We start from the raw sequence: 19,907 nt of genomic DNA, 5'->3' as shown, positions 1-19,907 counted from the left end.
CTCTCCTAGTCCTAAGGTTCAAAGCGGATAATATCGCCAGGCTCACATTCAAGAGCTCGACAAATAGCGTCTAACGTTGAAAATCGAATCGCTTTCGCTTTACCTGTTTTTAAGATTGATAAGTTTTGTGGCGTAATGTTTATCGCTTCAGACAAGTCGTTTAGTCGCATTTTGCGTTTTGCTAACATTACGTCAAGTTCTACAATAATAGCCATTAGATAGTTAAATCCTGTTCGTCTTTAAGCTTTTTACCCTCTGCGACTATCCAGCTAGCGACGGTAAGCATTAAACCTATGGCAAGCATCTCTAAGCCTTCATTATTTAGCGACACGTTTATTTCGCCATGCTCAATTTTGCCGATAATCTTTAACGTTAAAATTAGCAATGGTCCATATATCAATTCAAATAATGGCCAGAATATGAGGATATGACCAATGTGTTTTATTTGATTAATTACCGTTTGAGAATAGATGTTTCCGTGTCGAAATTGCTCAAATAACAAAAACAAAAACAAAAAGATTGCCAGTTGAAATACGGTATCTGGGGTATTTAGCCATAAGGCTGGGTTCATGTTTACATTAGCCAATTGTTGGTATTCAGGGTCTAAGTTTTCAATATTTACTTTTACTGAAACTTCATAGTTCTCGGTACCTTGTTCGGTCTGCGCAAAATGCGGCTCAACAATAGAAAAAGCCCACATGTAAATATGAAGTGCTGCGTAGATCACCAACACTATTTGAACAATACGACTGGCAAAACTTATTTTATTCATTTATGTCGAACAATAGATTTAGATGGTGATAAATTATCAAGTGTTTAGTTGTAATGCAATAAAAAATTAATGATAAACATTAAAAAAAGTTTGAGTTTCATTAATTGTCGGTGCAGGGAGAAGTGAATTAATAGACATAGTTAGCATGTTTTTAGCTAACTTTATAAAGAAATATGTTTAATGGAATTTTAGATTGTCGAAATAGAGGAAAGAAAAGTGTGAATCAGATCAACCAAAGAACTTTTTCTCGAGATTAATATACTGTTCTTTGGCTGGTGAATTGCTTTTTACTAGAGTGATTATTCTTTAGTTGATAGCGCTTGAGCCATTTCTGTAGGATTTAACCAAGACTCATGGCTTTGAATGACTAGCCATTGACCATCAATCTTTTTCAAAACAGCGGACCAAATAATCTGCCCAGTATATTCTTTAACGCCTTTTAATTTAAGGCGTAATTTTACAGGCAATGTAAATGTTACTAGCTCTTCGCTTAATACATTAACATTCCACGCTAGAATTTCGTTATGTAAATCTTCAACTGCGGCACCAGCAATTTCATATGATTTCTTGAGTTGCTCTAGGGATTGTATTTGACCATCGCTAACGAAAAATGCGTTTTTATCGTCCGAGTAGTAGTTCAATCCATCTAAATACCGCTTTTCGTTTGCTGCATTAAAAATGTGATTAACGACAATTGTTGTCGCCGCTACGATTTGATCTGTCTGTGCGTTATTTAATGAATTAGCTTGAGCCGTCGAAAGCGTTGTCATAATAAAAAATGTAAGTAATAGTCTTTTCATAATGTGCAACTATTGCTAACAAATTAGAAACATTCAAGGTGTTTACGTTAAACAACCTATTTGATGAGTTGATAGGATGCAGCTTTGTGAGCTTTCATTAATTGAAGGTAACGGCCTGAGTCAATCGCGTTTTTAATCGCTTGGTTAATCAACTGGTAGGTTTGCTGGCTTTGTGGGTGCTCTTTGCCAATAGCTACGTGGGCGGTGTATATTTCAGCAGACTCTTCGTCGAATTTCATGCCGGCTTTAAAAGAAGATAATTCGGTGTCGAGCAAATATTCACCATAGCTTCTCGACATCACAAATGCGCTTAACTTTTGTTTACTAAGCAGCTTTAAGCCTTCTTGAGCCGTTGCTACTTGCACTTGTTTAGATGGATCTAAATACGATAACTGGCCGCTTCTGCTTTTAAGCCTTACCGTGCCAATTGGTGCATTTCGATTGCTTTGCTCCTGATAGAACAAGCCAAATTGATCTTGGCCAATTGGGTTACTTAAATGTGCCCATTCATCTCTACCTTTAAATGCTGCTGCTAGAAATAGTCCGTGGTTTTTTCCTTGCTTTACTGATTCTTTGGCTCGCGCCCAAGGGTAGGCATTGGCTTGTACTTTATAGCCCAGTTTCAGTAGTTCTTCATTTAAAATTTGCCAAGAGGCGGCGTAAAAAGGGTACTTTTCAACCATCTTTTTATGGTCGTGACCAACGGCTAATGACAGGGTTTCAATGGCATTAATGGAGAAACTAACGCTAAACAGCAGCGCGACTAAAACTTTCACTTTACAACTACTAAGGACAATAAACACATTGATACTTTACCATTAATTGTACGTGCCTAAGTAGTCTGAATGTGCGAAATTTGCCCGAAAAGATATTAGTCTCTGTTTTGTAACATGTTTAATTTTATGTGTTAACCTAATACTACTTCACCAATATACTATCCTAGATATGATTGCAGAGCCTTTATTGTCGAGTGCCTTGATACCTTGGGCTTTCTTATTCATGAGTATCTTTTTGGTCTTTACTAAGGAAAATCTGTGGCCTTATGGTGTGGCTGCAGCCTTGGCAATGGGGGGTGTTTTTGGTGCAATAAACGGTGTTGGCATTATAGCTGTTTCAGTTTTATTTGGTTTAAGCTCCCTTGCTAACAAAACGGAAAACCTCTGGTTAAAAAAGCTTTCAACCTCAGTGGTGATTGTGATGTGTATTGGGCTCGCGGCTCATGCTATTCCTGGGTTTAATAATTTGTTAGTGCTTGATGAGGTTCAGAAAAGCACAAATAGTCAGGCATTTTCTCTCTACTTAAATTTTGACAAGCCGATGATCATATTCGCGCTGTTACTCCTTTTTCCTGCCATGCTATCAAACCAGTCTACAGGAAATGATGCGAGCCGTAGCCTTATTCTTTTTAAAATAAATCGAACTGGCATAACGATAAAAGCTTTATTGGTCTTGCTAAGTTTTTTCTTAATTTTTAGTTTGGCGCTGGCATGCCAACTTATCGAAGTAGATATACGAATTCCTCATTGGTGGTGGTTATTTGCTTTAAACAATTTGTTATTAACCTGCGTTGCGGAGGAATTGTTTTTTCGTGGCTACATTCAGCAAAAAGTATCGAGCCGCTTTTCTCCGATAATCGGGCTGTTAATAGCTAGTGTGTTATTCGGTGTCGCGCATTTTGCTGGTGGGTTTGAATATATAGTTATTGCAACGATTGCCGGCTTTTTATACGGTGTAGTATATGCAGTTTCTGGAAAGCTAATTTTTGCAATTTTGACGCACTTTAGTTTGAATTTACTGCACCTCTTATTTTTTACTTACCCGTTACTAAAATAATCAATGCTGTTGATCTTGTAGCTGGTATTTGGCAAGAAGTTCTTTATAGAAATCAGATGTCAAAACAGATGTTAAAATAGTATTAAAACGGATGGCGATCTTTTCTTCTTTGAAAGCAACTTTATAAGGGCTTTTTGAGAAAATCCTGTGAATGTTAACTTGTTTTTTCAACGGATGAGCCGCATAAGTTTTTAGGTAATAGTTAAAAATATTAATATCCATGATTAAAACTTCAGTGCGCCCTTTAAAAAGCATTTCTAATTGCAGCTTTTGATTGGCAACTTGAGCATAAAGAGGGCTTTGTTCTGCACTCTTAGCAAACGCTTCACCTAATACCTTATGTGCATTTTGAAACGTCGCAAGACTGTATTTACTTAAATCGTCGATATCATTTATTTCTAAATGGTTGTTTTCAAGGGATATCGCTACATTTTGATAAGTAATATAAACGTCTGACAATGTTCCTTCATTGTTAACTAGGCTTTCATTGATAGTTAAAATGGCATCGACATCTGTTTCCGTAAGCATTCTTGCTGAACGCCCGTAAGATACAAAAATGTAATTGGCGGACGAATTCATTTGCTCAAGGATGTGGTCAATAAGCTCTATTTCAAACCCTTTCATTGGTCCTTCAATTATGTAAGGCGGTTTAACTAAGCCAACGACAATGTTTAATTTATCTTGCGCACAGACATGTTTGCTAGTTAATACAACTAAAACATAAAAAGTAAGAGTTAATAATTTAATAACCATAACGGATGTTAGTCTTGTAATAAGTTAATAATAGGTAGTATCTAACAAGTCGAACTTGGGTCACTTTTTTACAGATATCACACACTATAGTGCCAATGTATTCGAATTGTAAGCTGGTGTGTTCAGAAACGTCATTATTCTATTATTTTAGTGATTTTGATTATTTCTGTCGTGAAATTGACCAGTCGCTCAAAGTCCATGTTCTCTATTAAGCTGTTTTTAAAGGTTTTTTAATTTGGTATGTATTCTGCTAACGAGTTAGTCGCTTAGATAAAAACACTATATAACAGCAAGGATTAGGAGCAGGAAAATGAGTGAAAGTGTTGTAGGGGCCAAATTGCCTCTAGCGGCGATGGGAAATCGAGTTTTAAACAAGGTCGCTGTATTTTGGTTTGTTGTTGCCATTATCGGGCAGTGGTGGATGGTGTATTATTTATTTGGACATTATGGCGCAGAAGCCTTGTCTGGAAATTTCAAGCCATTTGAGTCCGTACAAAATACACCCTTGTCGATGGCATTCTTATTTAGTCACATTCTTCTTGGAGCCATCATTATGATAGGCGGCCCTTTGCAACTAATTCCACAAGTTCGTCAGCGAGCCCCAAAGTTTCATCGAATTAATGGCCGAATATTCACCGTCAGTGTTGCTATTGCAACTTTATTCGGACTTTATTTGATTTGGGCTTATGACAAAATGCCTGGCGGAAATGCCATGCTACTCTCGATGAACATTCTAGTATTTATTATTTTTACTTGTCTGTATTTTGCCATTAAAAACGCTGTGTCTAGAAATATTGAAGAACATAGAAAGTGGGCTCTTAGATTGTTCATGGCTATCAATGCAGGCTGGTTTTTTAGGGTTGGATTAATGGCGTGGTTGATGATTCATCAAAAGCCTGTGGGGTTTGATCCTGAAACTTTTGAAGGGCCGTTTGTGATAGTTTTATCTTTTGCGCAATATTTGATTCCATTGGCTTTGCTAGAATGGTATCTACGGGTTAAAGAGGGAGGCTCAGAATCCGCGAAGATTTGGTGTAGTGCAGTTTTAGTATTGATGACGATATTAATGGGCGTTGGTATAGTGGGGGCTGGAATGACTATGTGGTATCTTGGTAGTTAATATTTAGCGTTTGTAAGCACATTATAATAACGAAGAGTATGTTGAACTCTATAAATAAAAGTCACCAGACTTGCTGGTGACTTTTAGTAAACATATTAGCTTTCGTATTTACGCTTCCTAACAAACAACCCGACCAACCCCAAGGTCACGATTGAAAGCGTTGTTGGCTCAGGAATAAAGTTAGTCGCATCTTGAGTTTTGAGCCCTGCATAGGTTACTTGTGATTGCGAAAAGTTGTAAAAACCAAATGCGCCATCTGAAAAAGTGCCAATTTCGTCAATTTCTTTGACGCCGTCAACGAATACTTGAATATTGGTTGATGTAAAAACTAAGTCAAAAGTATATTCTTGCCCATTTACCCAACCACTTGAACCTAAACTACTTCCTCGTGCAAGTTCGGTGACTTTATTATTATGAACCCATGCTGAAGCGTTATCTAAAGCACCATTGACCCGTGACAAAGACAAGCCAGCTTTACCCGTCCCACCATACGGGCTCCAAAATTGGTCGCGTTGCTTCCAGTCTATTAACCAATATTCGGCAGTCGCAGAAGTAAGCTCTCCACTTTGAAAGCCTAATACAAAGCCTATAAAGTCGTCATCTCCTGCATTGTTTACTTCGATGGTTCCACTCAGTGCTTGTCCTTGTGCTAAAGAACCTGACTCGAAAAAAACAGTAGGATCTCCATTAATTGTTTGTAAAACAGAGTTGTTGTCGCCTGCGACGTTCCAACTAGAACTACCACCTTGAGCTCCCCAAGTACTGAGGTCAACTGGAATAATTGAGCTTGATGCGTGGAACGGAATTAAAATAAGTGAAACACATGTGAAAACTATTTTTCGTAGTGCCATATCGATCCCTCACTAAATAAAATGAATGAGTTTTATCCTTTACGGTTACGCATAATATATGCCGACTTTTAACATGCTGATTTTTAGTTATTAATTAGTTAGTAATAAAGTTAAGTGTAAAAATTTCTGACACTTGTGCTAACACGCAGTACTAATTTTCTGCGCATCAGCAATAAATCAACAAAACATAAGGAAAGTTGTTTGTTTTTAAATTGAGCTAGTGTGAGCATTGCTCCCATATATAGTAGGGAGTTTGCCATGTTAAAATTGTTATTCAGCGTTTCGTTAGTTTTGCTCAGTTTTAGTAGCTTTAACTTAGTTGCACAGGAAAGCCTAAAAGTACTCAACAGAGAAGATACTGACATCACTAAAATTTTCGGAGCACGAGTATTTATTGAAAGTGAAATATTGCAAGAAAAGAGAGAATTACTAATACACACGCCCAAAGGCTATAAAAAGAATACTAACCGTTATCCTGTCATTTATGTTTTAGATGGTCAGCGTCACTTTTTCCATACCGTTACTGCCGTTCAATTTTTGGTTGATGCCGAAAAATTGCCTCCGAGTATTGTTGTTGGTATTTCGAATAATACGGGTCAACGAATGCGAGACACTAATTCAGGTCAAGCGAACTTTCAACGATTTTTGCGCTTAGAGGTGAAGCCATATATTAATAAGCGGCTTCGAACATCTGACGTTAGTACATTGTTTGGTCATTCAGCTATGGGGACAGTTGCTCTCAATACTGTTGCTTTGAACAAACAGATCTTTTCACGTTTTATTGTTTCTAGTGCCGCAATAGATGCAAACCAATCCGCACTAAATCAATCTCTTACTGCCAGTTTACAACAACAGGGTACTGATGCATCAATCTATTTGTCAGCAGGTGCTGCAAACAGAGAAGGCTCTGGTTTTGTCGAAGGTTTACAAAATATTGTTCAAGTATTAAACGAACATGCAAACAAGAATGTTAAATGGAAACATGAACGATTTTATGAGCAAAATCATTCGAGCGTTGCTTATTCGGCAATGTTTAACGGCCTTAGCTTTTTATTTGCTGACTTTGAAGCGCCGGCGATAACTGATTTTAAACAATTTCAAGCATATGGTGGACTATCCGCGCTAAAACAGTTTTTTAGCGTACGAGGGGAAAGGTATCAAAGTGATAAAAATATTCCTATTTCCATGATAACTAGACTGGCTTTTGCTTTTTGGGCAGAGCAAAAAACAGAAGAAGCAATTACGTTATTAAATACAAGTCTTGCCGCTTATAAAGATCCCACTCGTATCTATGGTGCGCTGGCGTTTATCTATGAACAACAAGCCGAGCTAGCTGATGCATTGGCTATGTATCAAAAGGCGCTTGAGTTTTCGGTGATCAATTCAATAAATCAAGAGAGTACCCAGTACTATCGTAATAAAACTATAGAATTAACAGGAGGCTAGATTGATAAGTCTTCTGTTGAGGAAACTGTTCATTTTTCTTCAATAAGCGTTACTGTTGAGTGGAGCGATTTAGCGTTTTCTCTTCTATACTTATCGATAGTTAGGAGAAAGTTAAAAGGATTTAATAATGAAAATTCTTGTTGTTGATGACATGGCCTCAATTCGCAACGTACTGCTTACCATGCTAAAAAGCATTGGATATACCGATAACGATGAAGCAACCAACGGAATTCAAGCGCTAAATCTCATGCGGAAGAATCAATATGATCTCTTGATTACCGATTACCACATGCCCAAATTAAATGGTATCCAGTTACTTAAACGAGTTAGGGAAGATGAGCAGTTAAAGCATACTCGCGTCTTGATGGTTACGTGTGAAGGTCAGCGTGAGAAAATTCAATCTATTATTGCCGCGAAAGTAAATGGTTTTATCCTAAAGCCATTTACCACCAATACCCTGAAAAATCAGCTTAGCAAAATTTCAAACAAGGCACCCGCTTAATTGGTAAACATAGCGCTTTTGTCATAATACGCACTTTGGTAATTTCTTTACTATAATCTTAGCAATATCCTTATGTTAGGAATGATAATGAGTGCCGATAACATTGTAGAGTTTCGATTTCTCGCCGAGCCCACCGATGTAAACTTTGGTGGCAAGGTTCATGGTGGTATGGTGATGAAATGGATAGATCAAGCATCATACGCTTGTGCAGCACAATGGAGTAAAAAATATTGTGTGACGGTTTCAGCCAATGGCATTCGATTTATTCGTCCTATCCTTGTAGGTCAGATGATAACCGTGACTGCACGTATTGTTTATACTGGCAAAACCAGCATGCATATTTATGTCGTTGTTCATGCAGGTAATTTGAAAGAAAGTAAACCTGTAGTGACTAATCGTTGCTTTATCACCTTCATGGCTATTGACGAAAGCGGCTTTCCTGTAAAAGTGCCAGAATATAAACCAACATCAAAAGAAGATGAATTATTAGCAGAAGTCGCTTCACATGCAAAAGAGTTTGCTAAGAAGTTAGATAGCGACTTTGAACATACTCTTGGCTGGAAATAAGGTAATACTCTAGCTTAATACTGAACCGCACAAGGTTGAGTAACTGTACCTTCTTCTTCCAGCTATTGGGCTATAAGTTACCGTGTTTATTAGTTTATAAAGCAGCACAGTACAATATAAGGAACGAGGAAAAATACCCAAATAAACAACTTATAGCCAGCAAGAAAATAGAAATAAGCTTTCCTTAAATCTTTTTCTTCAAGGCTGAATAATTTACCATGAATACCGACCATAAACTTGTCTGCCACTATCATCAACATAGTGGTAACGGCCAGCAACCCGATATGTATTATCGTTGCGTATCCTAAGAAGCTCTGTAGGGTAGTTAACTCCATAACATCCTCCATTTCGTTTATACATAAATAGCGAACTCGGTATTAGCCTAGCGTATTTTGTGATTAACAATGATAAGCTAGATCAAATTCCTATTAATTCACCTCGTTTTTATCGATTTAACATACATGGCTAAACCTAACAAAAAGTTACCAGAACGATCAGTCGCGATTATATGCACTAAATGCCGTTACAAACTGTTAGATTATAAAAAGGGCGGAAAGGGCGCTTTAATTAAGTGTTTCATTGCACGCATTACTGCAGATCATACTAACGAAGCAGGATACTGCCCTAGTTGCCATCAACAATTTGCTCGAGAGGCGATGGTAAGAGGGATGCCGGCATTAAAAATTATTGGCAATAAGGCTGTGGCAAAGTAACTAGTTTGCTGAAAAAATATGCAAGTTGCTGTTATCGGAACAAATTCTTACAAGATTAATGCCCAAGCATAGTGACCATAAATAGATCTGTGGTATTCTCACTGTCAGTTAAATTCGTGGTTACTTTAATTGTTAGCAGATAGATATCATTGACCACGCTAAATGTCAGCGCGTATTCGGAAAATACATGTTTCAACCCGTTAGTTTATTTATTGGATATAGGTATAGTCGAAGCCGCAATCGTTCTGGTTTTGTCTCCTTTATTACTTTTTTCTCAGTTGCTGGCATTATGTTAGGTGTTGCCGCCTTGATAACCGTTGTGTCGGTAATGAATGGCTTTGAAGGAGAGTTGAAGAAACGCATATTAGGCATAGTACCGCATGTTGTTGTTAGCGTAGACAAGCCAAGTTTCAATAAAACTAATCGCGACTCATTACTCGCAGCTGAGAAAATACTTGAAAAAGACCCGCAAACATTATCAATAACGCCGTTTATCGAGCAGCAAGCGCTAGTGGTTTCTAATACGAGTCTATTAGGTGTGCAACTTCAGGGAATTCAAGCTGACAATGTGCCTTACAATATGGCCAAGCACAATATGGTTGCAGGAAGTTTTGAACAACTTGCACTTGAATCATACACAGCGGTAATTGGGGAATCTCTTGCGCGGAAATTAGATATTAGAGTCGGCGAGTCCATTCGATTAGTACTACCAGCTACAACGCGCTTTACGCCAATGGGGCGCATTCCCGCACAACGGGTTTTTAAAGTAGTGGGCTTTTTTAATGCCGGTTCGCAAGTAGATGATAGTGTCGTCTATGTTGATCACGCCAGTGCAGCTAAATTGTTAAGGCGAAAAGGTGACGGATTTCAAAAATTTCGCGTTTACTTGTACGACGCATTTGAGGCGAGTCATTATATCCAAAGAAACCAGAGCGTTATGCCTGATGGCATTGATATGAATTCCTGGCAAAAATCTCAAGGCACGTTATTTTCTGCGGTAAAAATGGAAAAAAACATGATGCGCTTGATGTTAAGTTTAATTGTTGCCGTTGCTGCATTTAATATTGTTTCTGCTTTGGTAATGGTGGTCATTGATAAGCGTGGTGAAATAGCGATTTTGAGAACCTGTGGAATGAGCAGAGGAGCGATTACCCGAGTGTTTATTAGTCAAGGTGTGATTAATGGCGTTTGGGGTACAATATTAGGCGTGATTTTTGGCATTTTACTCGCTACTTTTTTGAATCCGCTATTGTCCATGTTCGGCCTAAATATTCTAGGGGCTGGTTATGCTAGCCAGCAGCTGCCAATGGATTTACGTAGTTTAGACGTCGTTATCATTGCGCTAGCGGCGTTAACCATGACATTTCTAGCAACCTTGTATCCTGCATATCAGGCATCAAGAACACAACCCGCTGAGGTATTAAGAAATGAGTAGCAGTTTACAATGTCTGCAAATCGAAAAGACTTATGTACAAGGTAAACAACAAACCTCGGTATTAACGGGTTTAAATTTGACTGTTCAATCTGGCGAATTGTTAGCTATTGTCGGAAGTTCAGGTTGCGGTAAAAGTACCTTTTTGCATATTGCTGGCGGTTTGGATTCACCTTCATCGGGACGGGTCATTATTGAAGGGCAAGATATTCATGACCTAAATGATAAGCAGTTAGCGGATTTTCGTAATCAACACATAGGATTTATTTACCAATTTCATCATCTCATGATGGAGTTCAGTGCGATAGAAAATGTTGCAATGCCTTTGCTTATCAGAGGCCTTAAGCCCAAAGAAGCTCAAGCTAAAGCTGAAGCAATGTTGGCAATGGTGAAGTTGTCGCATCGTTTGGAACATAGGCCAGCTGAGTTGTCGGGTGGAGAACGCCAACGGGTTGCAATCGCGAGAGCCTTAGTAACTGAACCATCACTAGTCCTAGCGGATGAGCCAACAGGCAATTTGGATTTTGATACTGCCGAGCAAATTTATCAATTGCTAAGAGAGTTGAATAATTCGCTAAATACCAGTTTTGTTATTGTGACTCATGATAGAGCCCTAGCGAATAGAATGGATAGACAATTGCAATTAGATCACGGACAGCTAACGCCATTAGTTGCTAGTGAGAGTTGATAGCATGCAATCTAATTTGAGTTTATTTATTGTTGGTCGATACCTCGCGCACCGTCGCGGAAAGGGTTTTTCTTCTTTTATATCGGCTTCATCCACCATAGGCATTGCTATTGGCGTGATGACCTTGATTATTGTCTTAAGCGCAATGAACGGCTTTGAGAAAGCGTTAGCCAAAAACTTTTTGTCGGCTGTACCACACGCTGAACTTATTGGCGTTAATCAACCCGTTAGTCAATGGCAAACCATGGCAGCACAAGTACAAACATTAGAACATGTTTCCTCAGTAGCGCCATTAATAAAAATGCAAGGCATGCTGCAAAAAAGCGACAAACTTATAGGTAGTGAAGTAAGAGGGGTTGATGCTTCTCTTGAATCAAGGGTGTCTTCAATACCCAATTATATAACTAAGGGGAGTTGGCAAGACATCGAAGAAGAAAGAGCTGTGGTATTAGGGGCAGGCATTGCTGATAAGTTAGGAGTGTCAATTGGTGATACCGTGCAACTTTTATCGCCTCCGCAAGGAGATAGTTCTGTTAACGGATTTGTCCGTGCTTTAAAAAAACATAACTTAGAAGTTGCTGCTATTTTTACCTTTGGCGGTGAACTTGATAACAGCCAAGCCTTTGTTTCTTTGCAAACGGCTCGAGAGATCAAAGGTTTGATTAATAATCAAGTCGACGGGATCAGACTACAAGTTGACGATGTCTTTATGGCGCCTAAAGTTGCTTCAACTGCGGCTTATTCTCAAGACCACTACGTTTATATTCATAATTGGACCCACAGCCAAGGCCATTTGTACAATGATATTCAATTAGTGCGAATGATCATGTTTATTGTTTTGGTGATTGTGATAGCCGTTGCTAGCTTTAACATCGTATCTACTTTGATCATGGTGGTTAACGAGAAAAAAAGCGATATTGCGATTTTAAAAACCATGGGCGCTCACCGTCGAACAATTATGTTTACTTTTATCTTTCAAGGTTTGACTAACGGCATAATGGGAACCGCTATTGGCGGCGGCTTAGGTGTTTTAATTGCCGCTAACTTAACCGCTATTATTAGTTGGGTAGAAGGATTTTTCGCTATTTCTGTGCTATCTGCAGATATCTATTTTATCGACTACATTCCTAGTGAAGTTTATACAGGTGATGTTGTATTAACCTTGTGTACTGCATTGTCTTTATCGTTAATTGCCACCATATATCCGTCATGGCAAGCAACCAAGCTAAACCCAGCAGAATTATTGGGTCAAGTGTAAGCACTTAAATCATATAATTCGCGTCGTGATGTAATCCTTTATTGCAATAGCTTCGTATAAGTTTCTAATTTGCGAATTCAAAAGTTAGAGACTTATATGTGGTTAAATTTAATAGGTTTTAATCTTTGCTGGCTAGGGTTAGTCCTACTTGGCAATAATTTCATTCCCATCGCATTCGTCTGGTTAGTTGCTCACCTTTATCTTGTAAAGCAACCGTTTAAAGAAATAACCGTTATATTATCGGTTGCAACCATTGGAATCGTTGTCGACAGCTTTTTAACGCTGATTGGTGTTTTTGATTTTTCGAGCGCTAACCACACAGCTATTTTACCCTTTTGGCTGATGATGTTATGGCTGTGCTTTGCCGCAACTATAGATCACGGTTTGAAATTTCTTAAGAAAAGTAAACTACTCATTAGTGGCGCAGCTTTACTCGGACCCCCGTTAAGCTATTTGGCGGGGCAAAAGCTATCAGCAGTATCGTTTGGCTTTTCTCATGCGAAGACCATGCTGACCTTGGCATTAGTTTGGCTGGCTCTTTTGCATCTATTCTTTGCTTTATCAAACAAAATCGTTAAACACGAGGTTATTTATGAACAAAGTTAGCTTTTACTTAGTTTTACTTATAACCACATTAGCACTTCTGCCACACTCAATTTATGCGAAGAACGTCGAGTTTCTCAATACTGTTGTTGAGCAGCAATTAAGTAACACAGCGTTTAAAAAGGTAGGAGAAGCGAAATTTCGGGTGCTGTTCTGGGACATATATAAAAGTCGTTTGTTAACCTCAAATGGCACATATTCTGAAAAGGCACCTCAGGTCCCAGTATTGTTTGAAATTCGATATCTGCGCGACATAACGAGCAAAGATCTAATCGAAAGAACGGTAGAGCAGTGGCAGCATGTTGGCAAAAAAGAGCCGGAATACAGCGAATTTGTTCAACAACTTGAGGAGTTATGGCCGAATATAAAAAAAGGTGATCAGTTATCTTTACTCGCCGGAAATAACGGCAGCGAGTTTTTCTATAATGGTGAGTCGATAGGCGTTATTGAGTCTCGAGAGTTCGGGGCGTTGTTCCTCTCTATTTGGCTATCAGAAAAGACCAGTCAACCCAAATTACGTAAGCAACTGTTAGGTAAAACGAGCTGATGAAAAACTATTTATACTCTGTATTTTTTACGTTTACTTTAGTGGTGTTCTTAAGTGGATGCAGTAGCGACTTGCGAGACTACGAAGCGACGACGCCTAAATTTGATATTAAAAACTACTTTACTGGTATCGTCGTCGCTTGGGGAATGTTGCAAGATAGACAACAAAAAGTTACTCGAAGGTTTTGCGTAAATATTGTCGGAAGCTGGCAGGGCGATAAAGGCATTTTGGATGAAACTTTTTATTTCGACGATGGTGAACGACAAACAAGAATATGGCAATTGGAAAAGCTGCCAGATGGGCGATATCAAGGAACAGCTGGCGATGTTATCGGGACAGCAAGTGGTGCACACAAAGGATTCGCGTTTTTTTGGCAATACACCTTGTCTGTGCCTATTGATGGAGAGCAATGGCAATTTACGCTAGACGATTGGATGTATCAAATGGATGAAACCCGTCTTTTTAATCGTACTAAAATGAAAAAGTTTGGTCTTACGGTTGCTGAAATTACCTTGTTTTTTGAGAAAAAAGATACATTAACATCTTGCTCTGAAAAATCTTTCTCTTGAGGATAGACCTCTAAAATAAACAGTTAACGGTCGAATAACTGGTGAAGAGCACCAGGCAACTCTGTATATTGGAAGGTAAAGCCATTTGCCAAAAGGACTTTAGGTACTACGTGTTGACCGAAAAGTAGTAAATCAGACATTTCGCCAAAAACAAGCTTCAACACCCAAGGTGGTGTTATCATGAAACTTGGTCTGTTCAGGGTTCGGGCTAAAGTTTGGCTAAACTCTTTATTAGATACCGGTGTTGGAGCCGTCATGTTAATAGGGCCGCTTATGTCGCTATCCATAGCAAACATAATGGCACTTACCATATCATCTATATGAATCCACGACATTATTTGCTCTCCTTGCCCAATAGGGCCACCTAGCCCTAACTTGAAGGGGAGCAACATTTTTCCTAAGGCACCTCCGGTTTCGGCGAGAACGACTCCTGTTCTCAATAAACATACACGAGTTACTGTAGATGCTTGAAGGGCTATACTTTCCCATTTTTCACACACCTCACGACTAAACTCTTGATGAAAATCGGTAAAGTCTTCGTCAACGACTTTTACCCCTTGTCGGCCGTAAATACCTATGGCACTTCCTGACAAAAACGATTTTGGTGGAGAAGGTGAGTGTAGGATCAACTCCGTCAACTTTTCAGTAATGCGCCACCTGCTATCGCAGATCCTTTGTTTTTGATTTGTACTCCACCTTTTATCCGCAATAGGTTCGCCAGCAAGATTGATAATGCAATTTTGTTGGTTGATTAAGTCTTGTGATAGCTCGGTAACAATATTGATGCGGGTCCCAAATAGAGATTGAGCTTTGCTTGGCGAACGGGTAAGAACCGTGATGAGTGAATCATTTTTTGCCAGTAGTGCATTGATCAGTACCTGGCCAATTAACCCTGTACCACCAGTAATAAGCAATTTGTTCATGAATACCTCCAAAACTTAGCTTTTGCTAACGTCAACTTCAGGAAATTAAACCTAAAACCTATCTGTTTTCTCTGATATTTGTTGTACACAAACTAGTCTAATACGCCTAACTTTTAAGTGTAGATCACTAGAAAAAAATAAAGTTACTTTTACTCAAAACGTATGATCTGTGTACGAAAAGTAGCCGTAACTTCCGATGAACATTTAATTAGAAGGACAGGCACGTGAAGAATATTAAACTGATAATTTTTACAACGATTAGCATGCTGTTTTTACAAGCATGTGGTAGTGATGACGACAACCATAACGATATAGTCGTTACTCCTACTCCAGCAGAACCAACAACTATTGTCGACGCGGCAGTAGCCAATGGAAGTTTCACAACGTTAGTGGCTGCACTGCAGGAAACCGGCTTAGATGATACCCTTGCAGATACAAACAGTACTTATACTGTTTTTGCGCCAACAGATGATGCGTTTGCGTTGCTAGGACAAGATACAATTGATGCTTTATTGGCAGACCCAGACACGTTATCCAATATTTTAACTTACCATGTGATTTCTGGCTCAGTGGATGCGGCAACAGCTATCGGCGCTGCTGGAACCACGATTGAGATGGTCAACGGTGACATGGTGGGATTGTCGCTTTCTGGCGATTCTTTATTAGTGAACGGCTCTACTGTGATTACAACTGATTTACAAACCGATAATGGCATTATTCATGTAATCGATGCTGTATTAATGCCACCTGCAGCAAAAGGTGAACCAACGATGAACATCGTTGAAACTGCGCTTAGCAACCCTGAATTTTCTACTTTAGTGAGTTTACTTCAGGCGACAGACCTTGTTGATGCATTATCTGACATGTCAGCAATGTTTACTGTTTTCGCACCAACTAATGCCGCTTTTGCGATGATAGACCAGTCAACACTCGATACACTTGCTGCTAACCCAGAAGTGCTAAAAAGTATTCTTTTACAACATGTGGTTCAAGGTGAAGTACCGTCATATACGGCATACTCTCTTAATGGACAGTCTGCAACTACCTTGTCGGGCGCCGACATTGCTATCGCGATAAACCCTGACACAGACATGTTGAGTTTTGGTGGCGCACCAATTTCAGCAGCTGACATTTATACGTCAAATGGTGTTATTCACGTCATTGATTCTGTTGTTATTGGCGATGTTGAAATTCCTGCAATGGAGACTACTGTCGTAGATATTGCCGTTGGCAATGAGAACTTTACAACATTGGTAAGTCTGTTGCAGGCGACAGAACTTGATGCAGTATTAGCTAACCCAGATGGTACTTTTACTGTATTTGCTCCAACTAATGCCGCATTTGACCAAGTTGATCCTGATTTACTCGCTGCCTTAGCAGCGGACCCAGAGATGTTGTTTCAAGTACTACTGTACCATGTGATTACAACAGGCAAAATTATGAAAGATGGAGCCGTCGCAGCAGCAAGTTCTGCAGAAAACATGGTGACCATGGCAAGCGGTGACATGGTTAGTTTATCGCTAACAGGTGAAACGTTATTTGTTAACCAATCAGCTGTATCAGCGACAGATCTTATGGCTGATAATGGCGTGATACACGTTGTTGACCAAGTCATTTTACCACCACAAATGAAAGGTGGTGAAACCATGAATGTTGTAGAAACAGCAATTGCTATTCCTGACTTTTCTACCTTAGTAACAGCTGTATCTACAGCTGGCCTAGTAGATACTTTATCTGATGCAGATGCTTCATTTACTGTATTTGCACCAACTAACGCTGCTTTCGATAAAGTTGATGATATGGCGCTAAGTGGTCTTTTAGCTGATAACACAGCCTTGACGGGTGTATTGCTAAAACATGTTGTTGCTATGGAGATCAATTCAATCGCAGCCTATGCGGCCAACGGTAAAATGGTAGAAACTGTAGGTGGTGACATGTTGTCTGTTGATATCGTCAATTTTGCCGGCACAGCAAACGAAGCAGGTGACGAAGTTGCTTACCACGCTGAAATGCAAATGTTAATTGGCGGTATGAACTCAGGCGACCATGCAGGCAAAACTCTGTATGTATTTGATGATGATTTAGGGATGACTGGTAGTGCTTGTAACGATACTTGCGCGACAAACTGGCCACCAGTATTAGTGGCTGACGGCGATGTTTCAAATATTCCTGGTTTGTCATTAATTACGCGTGATGACGGTATGATGCAAGCCGCATTTCAAGGGCGTCCGTTGTACTTTTATGTTGGTGATATGGCTGCTGGTGATATGAATGGACAAGGCTTAGGTGATAAGTGGTGGACAGTTAAGCAAGCTCAAACCGCATTACGAGTGCAAGGTTCAATTGTTACAGCGACTGATGTTTATACAACCAACGGCGTTATTCATGTGATAGACACTGTAATTACTCAATAGTATTTAAACTACTCCAGTTAGGCGTGACATCCATACTCAATCGTGTCCCCGTCACGCCGTTTGCCCCTTAAATTTTGAATCTAATTAAAGGGGCTTTTTTATTTCTTAGATATATGATCATAGTCCATCGTTAGTACGTAATGATTCTTTGAGTTAATGATGTAAGGCTTTTGATGAATATTCCAATTTTCCCATTACCTGTGTTTTTATTACCAGATGGAATGACCCGGTTAAGAATTTTTGAACCTAGATACTTGCGTATGGTTAAGCTTGCTACGGGCAATCAAGGCTTTGCTATTGTGTTACACGCTCAAGATGAAGGCGTTGTGCAACTAAAGTGGGCAAGCTGGGTAGACATTATTGATTTTGATCAGGAAGAGTCAGGTATGTTGACCATTGATGTGCAGTGTAAAAGTTTAGTGTCGCTAAGTAACGTTACTCAAGACAAGGATGGTTTGCGATTCGCTGATATTCAACAAATTCCTCATTGGCCAATAGTAAGTAAAAGTGAAATAGCTTCAATGTTAACCACTTCTTTGGAAAAGGTGTTTGAGCAAAACCCTCTGCTAAGGGCTTTATATCGAGGCGAATTTAAATCTGATGTAAATTGGGTTTATTCTCGTTGGTTAGAGTTGCTACCGGTAAGCCTTTCGGAAAAGCAGATTTTTTCAAACGCGAATAGCTTTGAGCAAGCGGAAGTGTTACTCAATGATATCATCGTCGAAAAAAACTTTGCGTAAAAGTGATCTTCTTCTAATAGCATGGCGTATAGAGCAGTAGAACGATTTAAATGGAAGAAAACATGCCAGCGGTTCATCAAGAGTTGCCAAATGTTCGTCATACTGCTAAATCTAACAGTATGACAAACAACATAAATCACTGCGAACTAGCCAAATGTTTGGTTTTAGTTGCAGAGCAAAGAGATAAAACGGCTTTTACTGAGCTGTTTAAATTCTTTGCTCCAAAAATTCAGCGCATCGCAGCTGGCAAATTCACTTCTCAAGCGCAAGCGATGGAAGTGGTTCAAGAAACTATGTCTAACGTGTGGCGAAAAGCCCACCTATTCGACGCTGACAAAGGTGCTGCCACCACTTGGGTTTACACCGTGATGCGTAACGTTACTTTCGATATGTTGCGTAAAGTAAAATCAAACAGAGAAGATATGCTCAGTGAAGACATCTGGCCTCTGGTTGAAAGTAATGTCGAAGAAACCGAAGCGTTTGATGATCATTTAGAACAACAAACTATTATGGAAGCATTAAAGGAGCTTCCTGAAAATCAACAGCAGGTGATAAAAGGCTTTTATTTCATGGAGATGTCGCAAGAACAACTTGCACAGCACTTAAACCTTCCGTTAGGCACCGTAAAATCAAGATTAAGACTTGCTTTAGCAAAGTTAAAAGTTCATTTAGGAGGCAAGTATGATTAGTCACCACCCGAAGCTAGAGTTGTTGCAAGCTTTTGTGCAAGGTGAATTGCCAGCATCGTTATCTGCGGGCATCGCAATTCACGCTGATATGTGCCCTGAGTGCCAACACAAAATTGCCCAACTTACTGAACAATACGCAGAGAGTGATTTCGAAGAGAACTTTTTACATAAGTTTGCGATTGATGAACAGCAAGATATGGATGCGATAGCAGACATAGATTTTGACTCTATGATTGAAAGTATTACCGATGATGTGTCGACGTTCACCGCTAAAGAAACGTCGCCAAAGAATATCGAATTTAAAGGCGAGCAATTTGTTTTACCAAAGCAACTCCATAACATGGATATTGCAAGCCCATTTAATGTTGGCAAGCTAGCGCGCAGCAAAGTGTCGTTAGACGAAGGTGAAATTCATACCAATTTACTACACATTGAGCCTGGTGGTAGCGTTCCACACCATACCCATAAAGGATTTGAGTTAACCGTATTACTGGCAGGTACATTTTCTGACGAATCGGGTGATTACGTTCCAGGTGACTTTATTATGCTTGATGGTAAACACAAGCATCAGCCTTTTTCAGAGGAAGGATGTTTATGTTATACGGTAGCGAACGATTCGCTCCACTTTACCCAAGGCTTAAGTCAATTGTTAAACCCAATCGGTAGCTTTATTTATTAAAACGCAAC

The 19,907-nt window shown here is 39.3% G+C and carries 24 protein-coding genes; 16 read left to right on the top strand and 8 right to left on the bottom strand.

Annotated elements, in window-relative coordinates; all coding sequences use genetic code 11:
* Nucleotides 1-11 precede the first annotated feature (11 nt).
* From ACOB80_RS13670 to ACOB80_RS13655, 4 genes are all read right to left on the bottom strand, one after another.
* The gene (locus ACOB80_RS13670; RefSeq protein ID WP_473166407.1) at nt 12-215 is read right to left on the bottom strand and encodes a helix-turn-helix domain-containing protein; all 204 of its coding nucleotides are present in this window, start codon (nt 213-215) and stop codon (nt 12-14) included.
* Nucleotides 215-772 (bottom strand): DUF2975 domain-containing protein, encoded by a 558-nt coding sequence (locus tag ACOB80_RS13665; RefSeq protein ID WP_473166406.1) that lies wholly within the window; start codon nt 770-772, stop codon nt 215-217. The genes ACOB80_RS13670 and ACOB80_RS13665 overlap by 1 nt, the downstream gene beginning before the upstream one ends.
* 299 nt (nt 773-1,071) lie before the next feature.
* On the bottom strand, nt 1,072-1,572 hold the full coding sequence (locus tag ACOB80_RS13660; protein ID WP_473166405.1) for a nuclear transport factor 2 family protein: 501 nt from the start codon (nt 1,570-1,572) through the stop codon (nt 1,072-1,074).
* 56 nt (nt 1,573-1,628) lie between these two features.
* Nucleotides 1,629-2,348 (bottom strand): transporter substrate-binding domain-containing protein, encoded by a 720-nt coding sequence (locus ACOB80_RS13655; RefSeq protein ID WP_473166404.1) that lies wholly within the window; start codon nt 2,346-2,348, stop codon nt 1,629-1,631.
* Between the two features lie 223 nt (nt 2,349-2,571).
* Here ACOB80_RS13655 and ACOB80_RS13650 point away from each other — a divergent pair, with 223 nt between their 5' ends.
* Nucleotides 2,572-3,405 (top strand): CPBP family intramembrane glutamic endopeptidase, encoded by an 834-nt coding sequence (locus tag ACOB80_RS13650; protein ID WP_473166403.1) that lies wholly within the window; start codon nt 2,572-2,574, stop codon nt 3,403-3,405.
* Here ACOB80_RS13650 and ACOB80_RS13645 read toward each other — a convergent pair whose 3' ends face one another.
* Complete coding sequence (locus ACOB80_RS13645; protein ID WP_473166402.1) at nt 3,406-4,158, bottom strand: substrate-binding periplasmic protein; 753 nt, start codon at nt 4,156-4,158, stop codon at nt 3,406-3,408.
* Between the two features lie 310 nt (nt 4,159-4,468).
* Between ACOB80_RS13645 and ACOB80_RS13640 the strand changes: the two genes are divergently transcribed.
* Nucleotides 4,469-5,278 (top strand): DUF2306 domain-containing protein, encoded by an 810-nt coding sequence (locus ACOB80_RS13640; RefSeq protein ID WP_473166401.1) that lies wholly within the window; start codon nt 4,469-4,471, stop codon nt 5,276-5,278.
* A gap of 95 nt (nt 5,279-5,373) precedes the next feature.
* Here ACOB80_RS13640 and ACOB80_RS13635 read toward each other — a convergent pair whose 3' ends face one another.
* Nucleotides 5,374-6,129, bottom strand: a complete 756-nt coding sequence (locus ACOB80_RS13635; protein WP_473166400.1) for a PEP-CTERM sorting domain-containing protein — start codon at nt 6,127-6,129, stop codon at nt 5,374-5,376.
* A 258-nt stretch (nt 6,130-6,387) separates the two neighbouring features.
* Between ACOB80_RS13635 and ACOB80_RS13630 the strand changes: the two genes are divergently transcribed.
* The 3 genes from ACOB80_RS13630 to ACOB80_RS13620 all read left to right on the top strand — a co-directional run bounded on the left by ACOB80_RS13630 (nt 6,388) and on the right by ACOB80_RS13620 (nt 8,644).
* Nucleotides 6,388-7,575, top strand: coding sequence for an alpha/beta hydrolase-fold protein (locus ACOB80_RS13630; RefSeq protein WP_473166399.1), 1,188 nt, complete (start codon nt 6,388-6,390; stop codon nt 7,573-7,575).
* A 127-nt stretch (nt 7,576-7,702) separates the two neighbouring features.
* On the top strand, nt 7,703-8,077 hold the full coding sequence (locus tag ACOB80_RS13625) for a response regulator (RefSeq protein WP_473166398.1): 375 nt from the start codon (nt 7,703-7,705) through the stop codon (nt 8,075-8,077).
* Between the two features lie 87 nt (nt 8,078-8,164).
* Nucleotides 8,165-8,644 (top strand): acyl-CoA thioesterase, encoded by a 480-nt coding sequence (locus tag ACOB80_RS13620; RefSeq protein ID WP_473166397.1) that lies wholly within the window; start codon nt 8,165-8,167, stop codon nt 8,642-8,644.
* Nucleotides 8,645-8,733: 89 nt separating this feature from the next.
* Here ACOB80_RS13620 and ACOB80_RS13615 read toward each other — a convergent pair whose 3' ends face one another.
* A complete protein-coding gene (locus ACOB80_RS13615) occupies nt 8,734-8,979 on the bottom strand; it encodes a DUF6868 family protein (protein WP_473166396.1) in 246 nt (81 codons plus the stop codon).
* Nucleotides 8,980-9,105: 126 nt separating this feature from the next.
* Between ACOB80_RS13615 and ACOB80_RS13610 the strand changes: the two genes are divergently transcribed.
* The 7 genes from ACOB80_RS13610 to ACOB80_RS13580 all read left to right on the top strand — a co-directional run bounded on the left by ACOB80_RS13610 (nt 9,106) and on the right by ACOB80_RS13580 (nt 14,454).
* Entirely contained in the window at nt 9,106-9,357 is a 252-nt protein-coding gene (locus ACOB80_RS13610; protein ID WP_473166395.1) for a hypothetical protein, read from the top strand.
* A 187-nt stretch (nt 9,358-9,544) separates the two neighbouring features.
* Nucleotides 9,545-10,792, top strand: coding sequence for a lipoprotein-releasing ABC transporter permease subunit (locus ACOB80_RS13605; protein ID WP_473166394.1), 1,248 nt, complete (start codon nt 9,545-9,547; stop codon nt 10,790-10,792).
* Nucleotides 10,785-11,477: a lipoprotein-releasing ABC transporter ATP-binding protein LolD gene (lolD, locus tag ACOB80_RS13600; protein WP_473166393.1), complete on the top strand. Its 693-nt coding sequence runs from the start codon at nt 10,785-10,787 to the stop codon at nt 11,475-11,477. The genes ACOB80_RS13605 and lolD overlap by 8 nt, the downstream gene beginning before the upstream one ends.
* A 4-nt stretch (nt 11,478-11,481) precedes the next feature.
* Entirely contained in the window at nt 11,482-12,735 is a 1,254-nt protein-coding gene (locus tag ACOB80_RS13595) for a lipoprotein-releasing ABC transporter permease subunit (protein WP_473166392.1), read from the top strand.
* Nucleotides 12,736-12,831: 96 nt separating this feature from the next.
* Complete coding sequence (locus ACOB80_RS13590; protein WP_473166391.1) at nt 12,832-13,341, top strand: DUF2878 domain-containing protein; 510 nt, start codon at nt 12,832-12,834, stop codon at nt 13,339-13,341.
* A complete protein-coding gene (locus tag ACOB80_RS13585) occupies nt 13,328-13,885 on the top strand; it encodes a chalcone isomerase family protein (protein WP_473166390.1) in 558 nt (185 codons plus the stop codon). Before ACOB80_RS13590 ends, ACOB80_RS13585 begins: the two co-directional genes overlap by 14 nt.
* Nucleotides 13,885-14,454, top strand: a complete 570-nt coding sequence (locus tag ACOB80_RS13580) for a DUF3833 domain-containing protein (RefSeq protein ID WP_473166389.1) — start codon at nt 13,885-13,887, stop codon at nt 14,452-14,454. The genes ACOB80_RS13585 and ACOB80_RS13580 overlap by 1 nt, the downstream gene beginning before the upstream one ends.
* 23 nt (nt 14,455-14,477) lie before the next feature.
* Here ACOB80_RS13580 and ACOB80_RS13575 read toward each other — a convergent pair whose 3' ends face one another.
* Entirely contained in the window at nt 14,478-15,377 is a 900-nt protein-coding gene (locus tag ACOB80_RS13575) for a TIGR01777 family oxidoreductase (protein ID WP_473166388.1), read from the bottom strand.
* Nucleotides 15,378-15,601: 224 nt separating this feature from the next.
* On the opposite strand from ACOB80_RS13575, the gene ACOB80_RS13570 reads away from it, so the two are divergent.
* The 4 genes from ACOB80_RS13570 (at nt 15,602) to ACOB80_RS13555 (ending at nt 19,899) form a co-directional block, all read left to right on the top strand.
* Nucleotides 15,602-17,791, top strand: a complete 2,190-nt coding sequence (locus ACOB80_RS13570) for a fasciclin domain-containing protein (RefSeq protein ID WP_473166387.1) — start codon at nt 15,602-15,604, stop codon at nt 17,789-17,791.
* Between the two features lie 173 nt (nt 17,792-17,964).
* Nucleotides 17,965-18,531: an LON peptidase substrate-binding domain-containing protein gene (locus ACOB80_RS13565; RefSeq protein WP_473166386.1), complete on the top strand. Its 567-nt coding sequence runs from the start codon at nt 17,965-17,967 to the stop codon at nt 18,529-18,531.
* A 62-nt stretch (nt 18,532-18,593) separates the two neighbouring features.
* Complete coding sequence (locus ACOB80_RS13560; RefSeq protein ID WP_473166385.1) at nt 18,594-19,220, top strand: sigma-70 family RNA polymerase sigma factor; 627 nt, start codon at nt 18,594-18,596, stop codon at nt 19,218-19,220.
* On the top strand, nt 19,213-19,899 hold the full coding sequence (locus ACOB80_RS13555; RefSeq protein WP_473166384.1) for a ChrR family anti-sigma-E factor: 687 nt from the start codon (nt 19,213-19,215) through the stop codon (nt 19,897-19,899). The genes ACOB80_RS13560 and ACOB80_RS13555 overlap by 8 nt, the downstream gene beginning before the upstream one ends.
* Nucleotides 19,900-19,907: the final 8 nt, after the last annotated feature.

The sequence above is a fragment of the Thalassotalea coralli genome (genome assembly GCF_055786205.1).
This window is presented reverse-complemented; position numbering and strand designations above follow the sequence as displayed.

What these genes read in the sequence shown, in the direction of transcription:
- ACOB80_RS13670 (WP_473166407.1), bottom strand. Translation starts at nt 215, where the DNA reads ATGGCTATTATTGTAGAACTTGACGTAATGTTAGCAAAACGCAAAATG.
- ACOB80_RS13665 (WP_473166406.1), bottom strand. Translation starts at nt 772, where the DNA reads ATGAATAAAATAAGTTTTGCCAGTCGTATTGTTCAAATAGTGTTGGTG.
- ACOB80_RS13660 (WP_473166405.1), bottom strand. Translation starts at nt 1,572, where the DNA reads ATGAAAAGACTATTACTTACATTTTTTATTATGACAACGCTTTCGACG.
- ACOB80_RS13650 (WP_473166403.1), top strand. Translation starts at nt 2,572, where the DNA reads ATGAGTATCTTTTTGGTCTTTACTAAGGAAAATCTGTGGCCTTATGGT.
- ACOB80_RS13645 (WP_473166402.1), bottom strand. Translation starts at nt 4,158, where the DNA reads ATGGTTATTAAATTATTAACTCTTACTTTTTATGTTTTAGTTGTATTA.
- ACOB80_RS13640 (WP_473166401.1), top strand. Translation starts at nt 4,469, where the DNA reads ATGAGTGAAAGTGTTGTAGGGGCCAAATTGCCTCTAGCGGCGATGGGA.
- ACOB80_RS13635 (WP_473166400.1), bottom strand. Translation starts at nt 6,129, where the DNA reads ATGGCACTACGAAAAATAGTTTTCACATGTGTTTCACTTATTTTAATT.
- ACOB80_RS13630 (WP_473166399.1), top strand. Translation starts at nt 6,388, where the DNA reads ATGTTAAAATTGTTATTCAGCGTTTCGTTAGTTTTGCTCAGTTTTAGT.
- ACOB80_RS13625 (WP_473166398.1), top strand. Translation starts at nt 7,703, where the DNA reads ATGAAAATTCTTGTTGTTGATGACATGGCCTCAATTCGCAACGTACTG.
- ACOB80_RS13620 (WP_473166397.1), top strand. Translation starts at nt 8,165, where the DNA reads ATGAGTGCCGATAACATTGTAGAGTTTCGATTTCTCGCCGAGCCCACC.
- ACOB80_RS13615 (WP_473166396.1), bottom strand. Translation starts at nt 8,979, where the DNA reads ATGGAGTTAACTACCCTACAGAGCTTCTTAGGATACGCAACGATAATA.
- ACOB80_RS13610 (WP_473166395.1), top strand. Translation starts at nt 9,106, where the DNA reads ATGGCTAAACCTAACAAAAAGTTACCAGAACGATCAGTCGCGATTATA.
- ACOB80_RS13605 (WP_473166394.1), top strand. Translation starts at nt 9,545, where the DNA reads ATGTTTCAACCCGTTAGTTTATTTATTGGATATAGGTATAGTCGAAGC.
- lolD (WP_473166393.1), top strand. Translation starts at nt 10,785, where the DNA reads ATGAGTAGCAGTTTACAATGTCTGCAAATCGAAAAGACTTATGTACAA.
- ACOB80_RS13595 (WP_473166392.1), top strand. Translation starts at nt 11,482, where the DNA reads ATGCAATCTAATTTGAGTTTATTTATTGTTGGTCGATACCTCGCGCAC.
- ACOB80_RS13590 (WP_473166391.1), top strand. Translation starts at nt 12,832, where the DNA reads ATGTGGTTAAATTTAATAGGTTTTAATCTTTGCTGGCTAGGGTTAGTC.
- ACOB80_RS13585 (WP_473166390.1), top strand. Translation starts at nt 13,328, where the DNA reads ATGAACAAAGTTAGCTTTTACTTAGTTTTACTTATAACCACATTAGCA.
- ACOB80_RS13580 (WP_473166389.1), top strand. Translation starts at nt 13,885, where the DNA reads ATGAAAAACTATTTATACTCTGTATTTTTTACGTTTACTTTAGTGGTG.
- ACOB80_RS13575 (WP_473166388.1), bottom strand. Translation starts at nt 15,377, where the DNA reads ATGAACAAATTGCTTATTACTGGTGGTACAGGGTTAATTGGCCAGGTA.
- ACOB80_RS13565 (WP_473166386.1), top strand. Translation starts at nt 17,965, where the DNA reads ATGAATATTCCAATTTTCCCATTACCTGTGTTTTTATTACCAGATGGA.
- ACOB80_RS13560 (WP_473166385.1), top strand. Translation starts at nt 18,594, where the DNA reads ATGCCAGCGGTTCATCAAGAGTTGCCAAATGTTCGTCATACTGCTAAA.
- ACOB80_RS13555 (WP_473166384.1), top strand. Translation starts at nt 19,213, where the DNA reads ATGATTAGTCACCACCCGAAGCTAGAGTTGTTGCAAGCTTTTGTGCAA.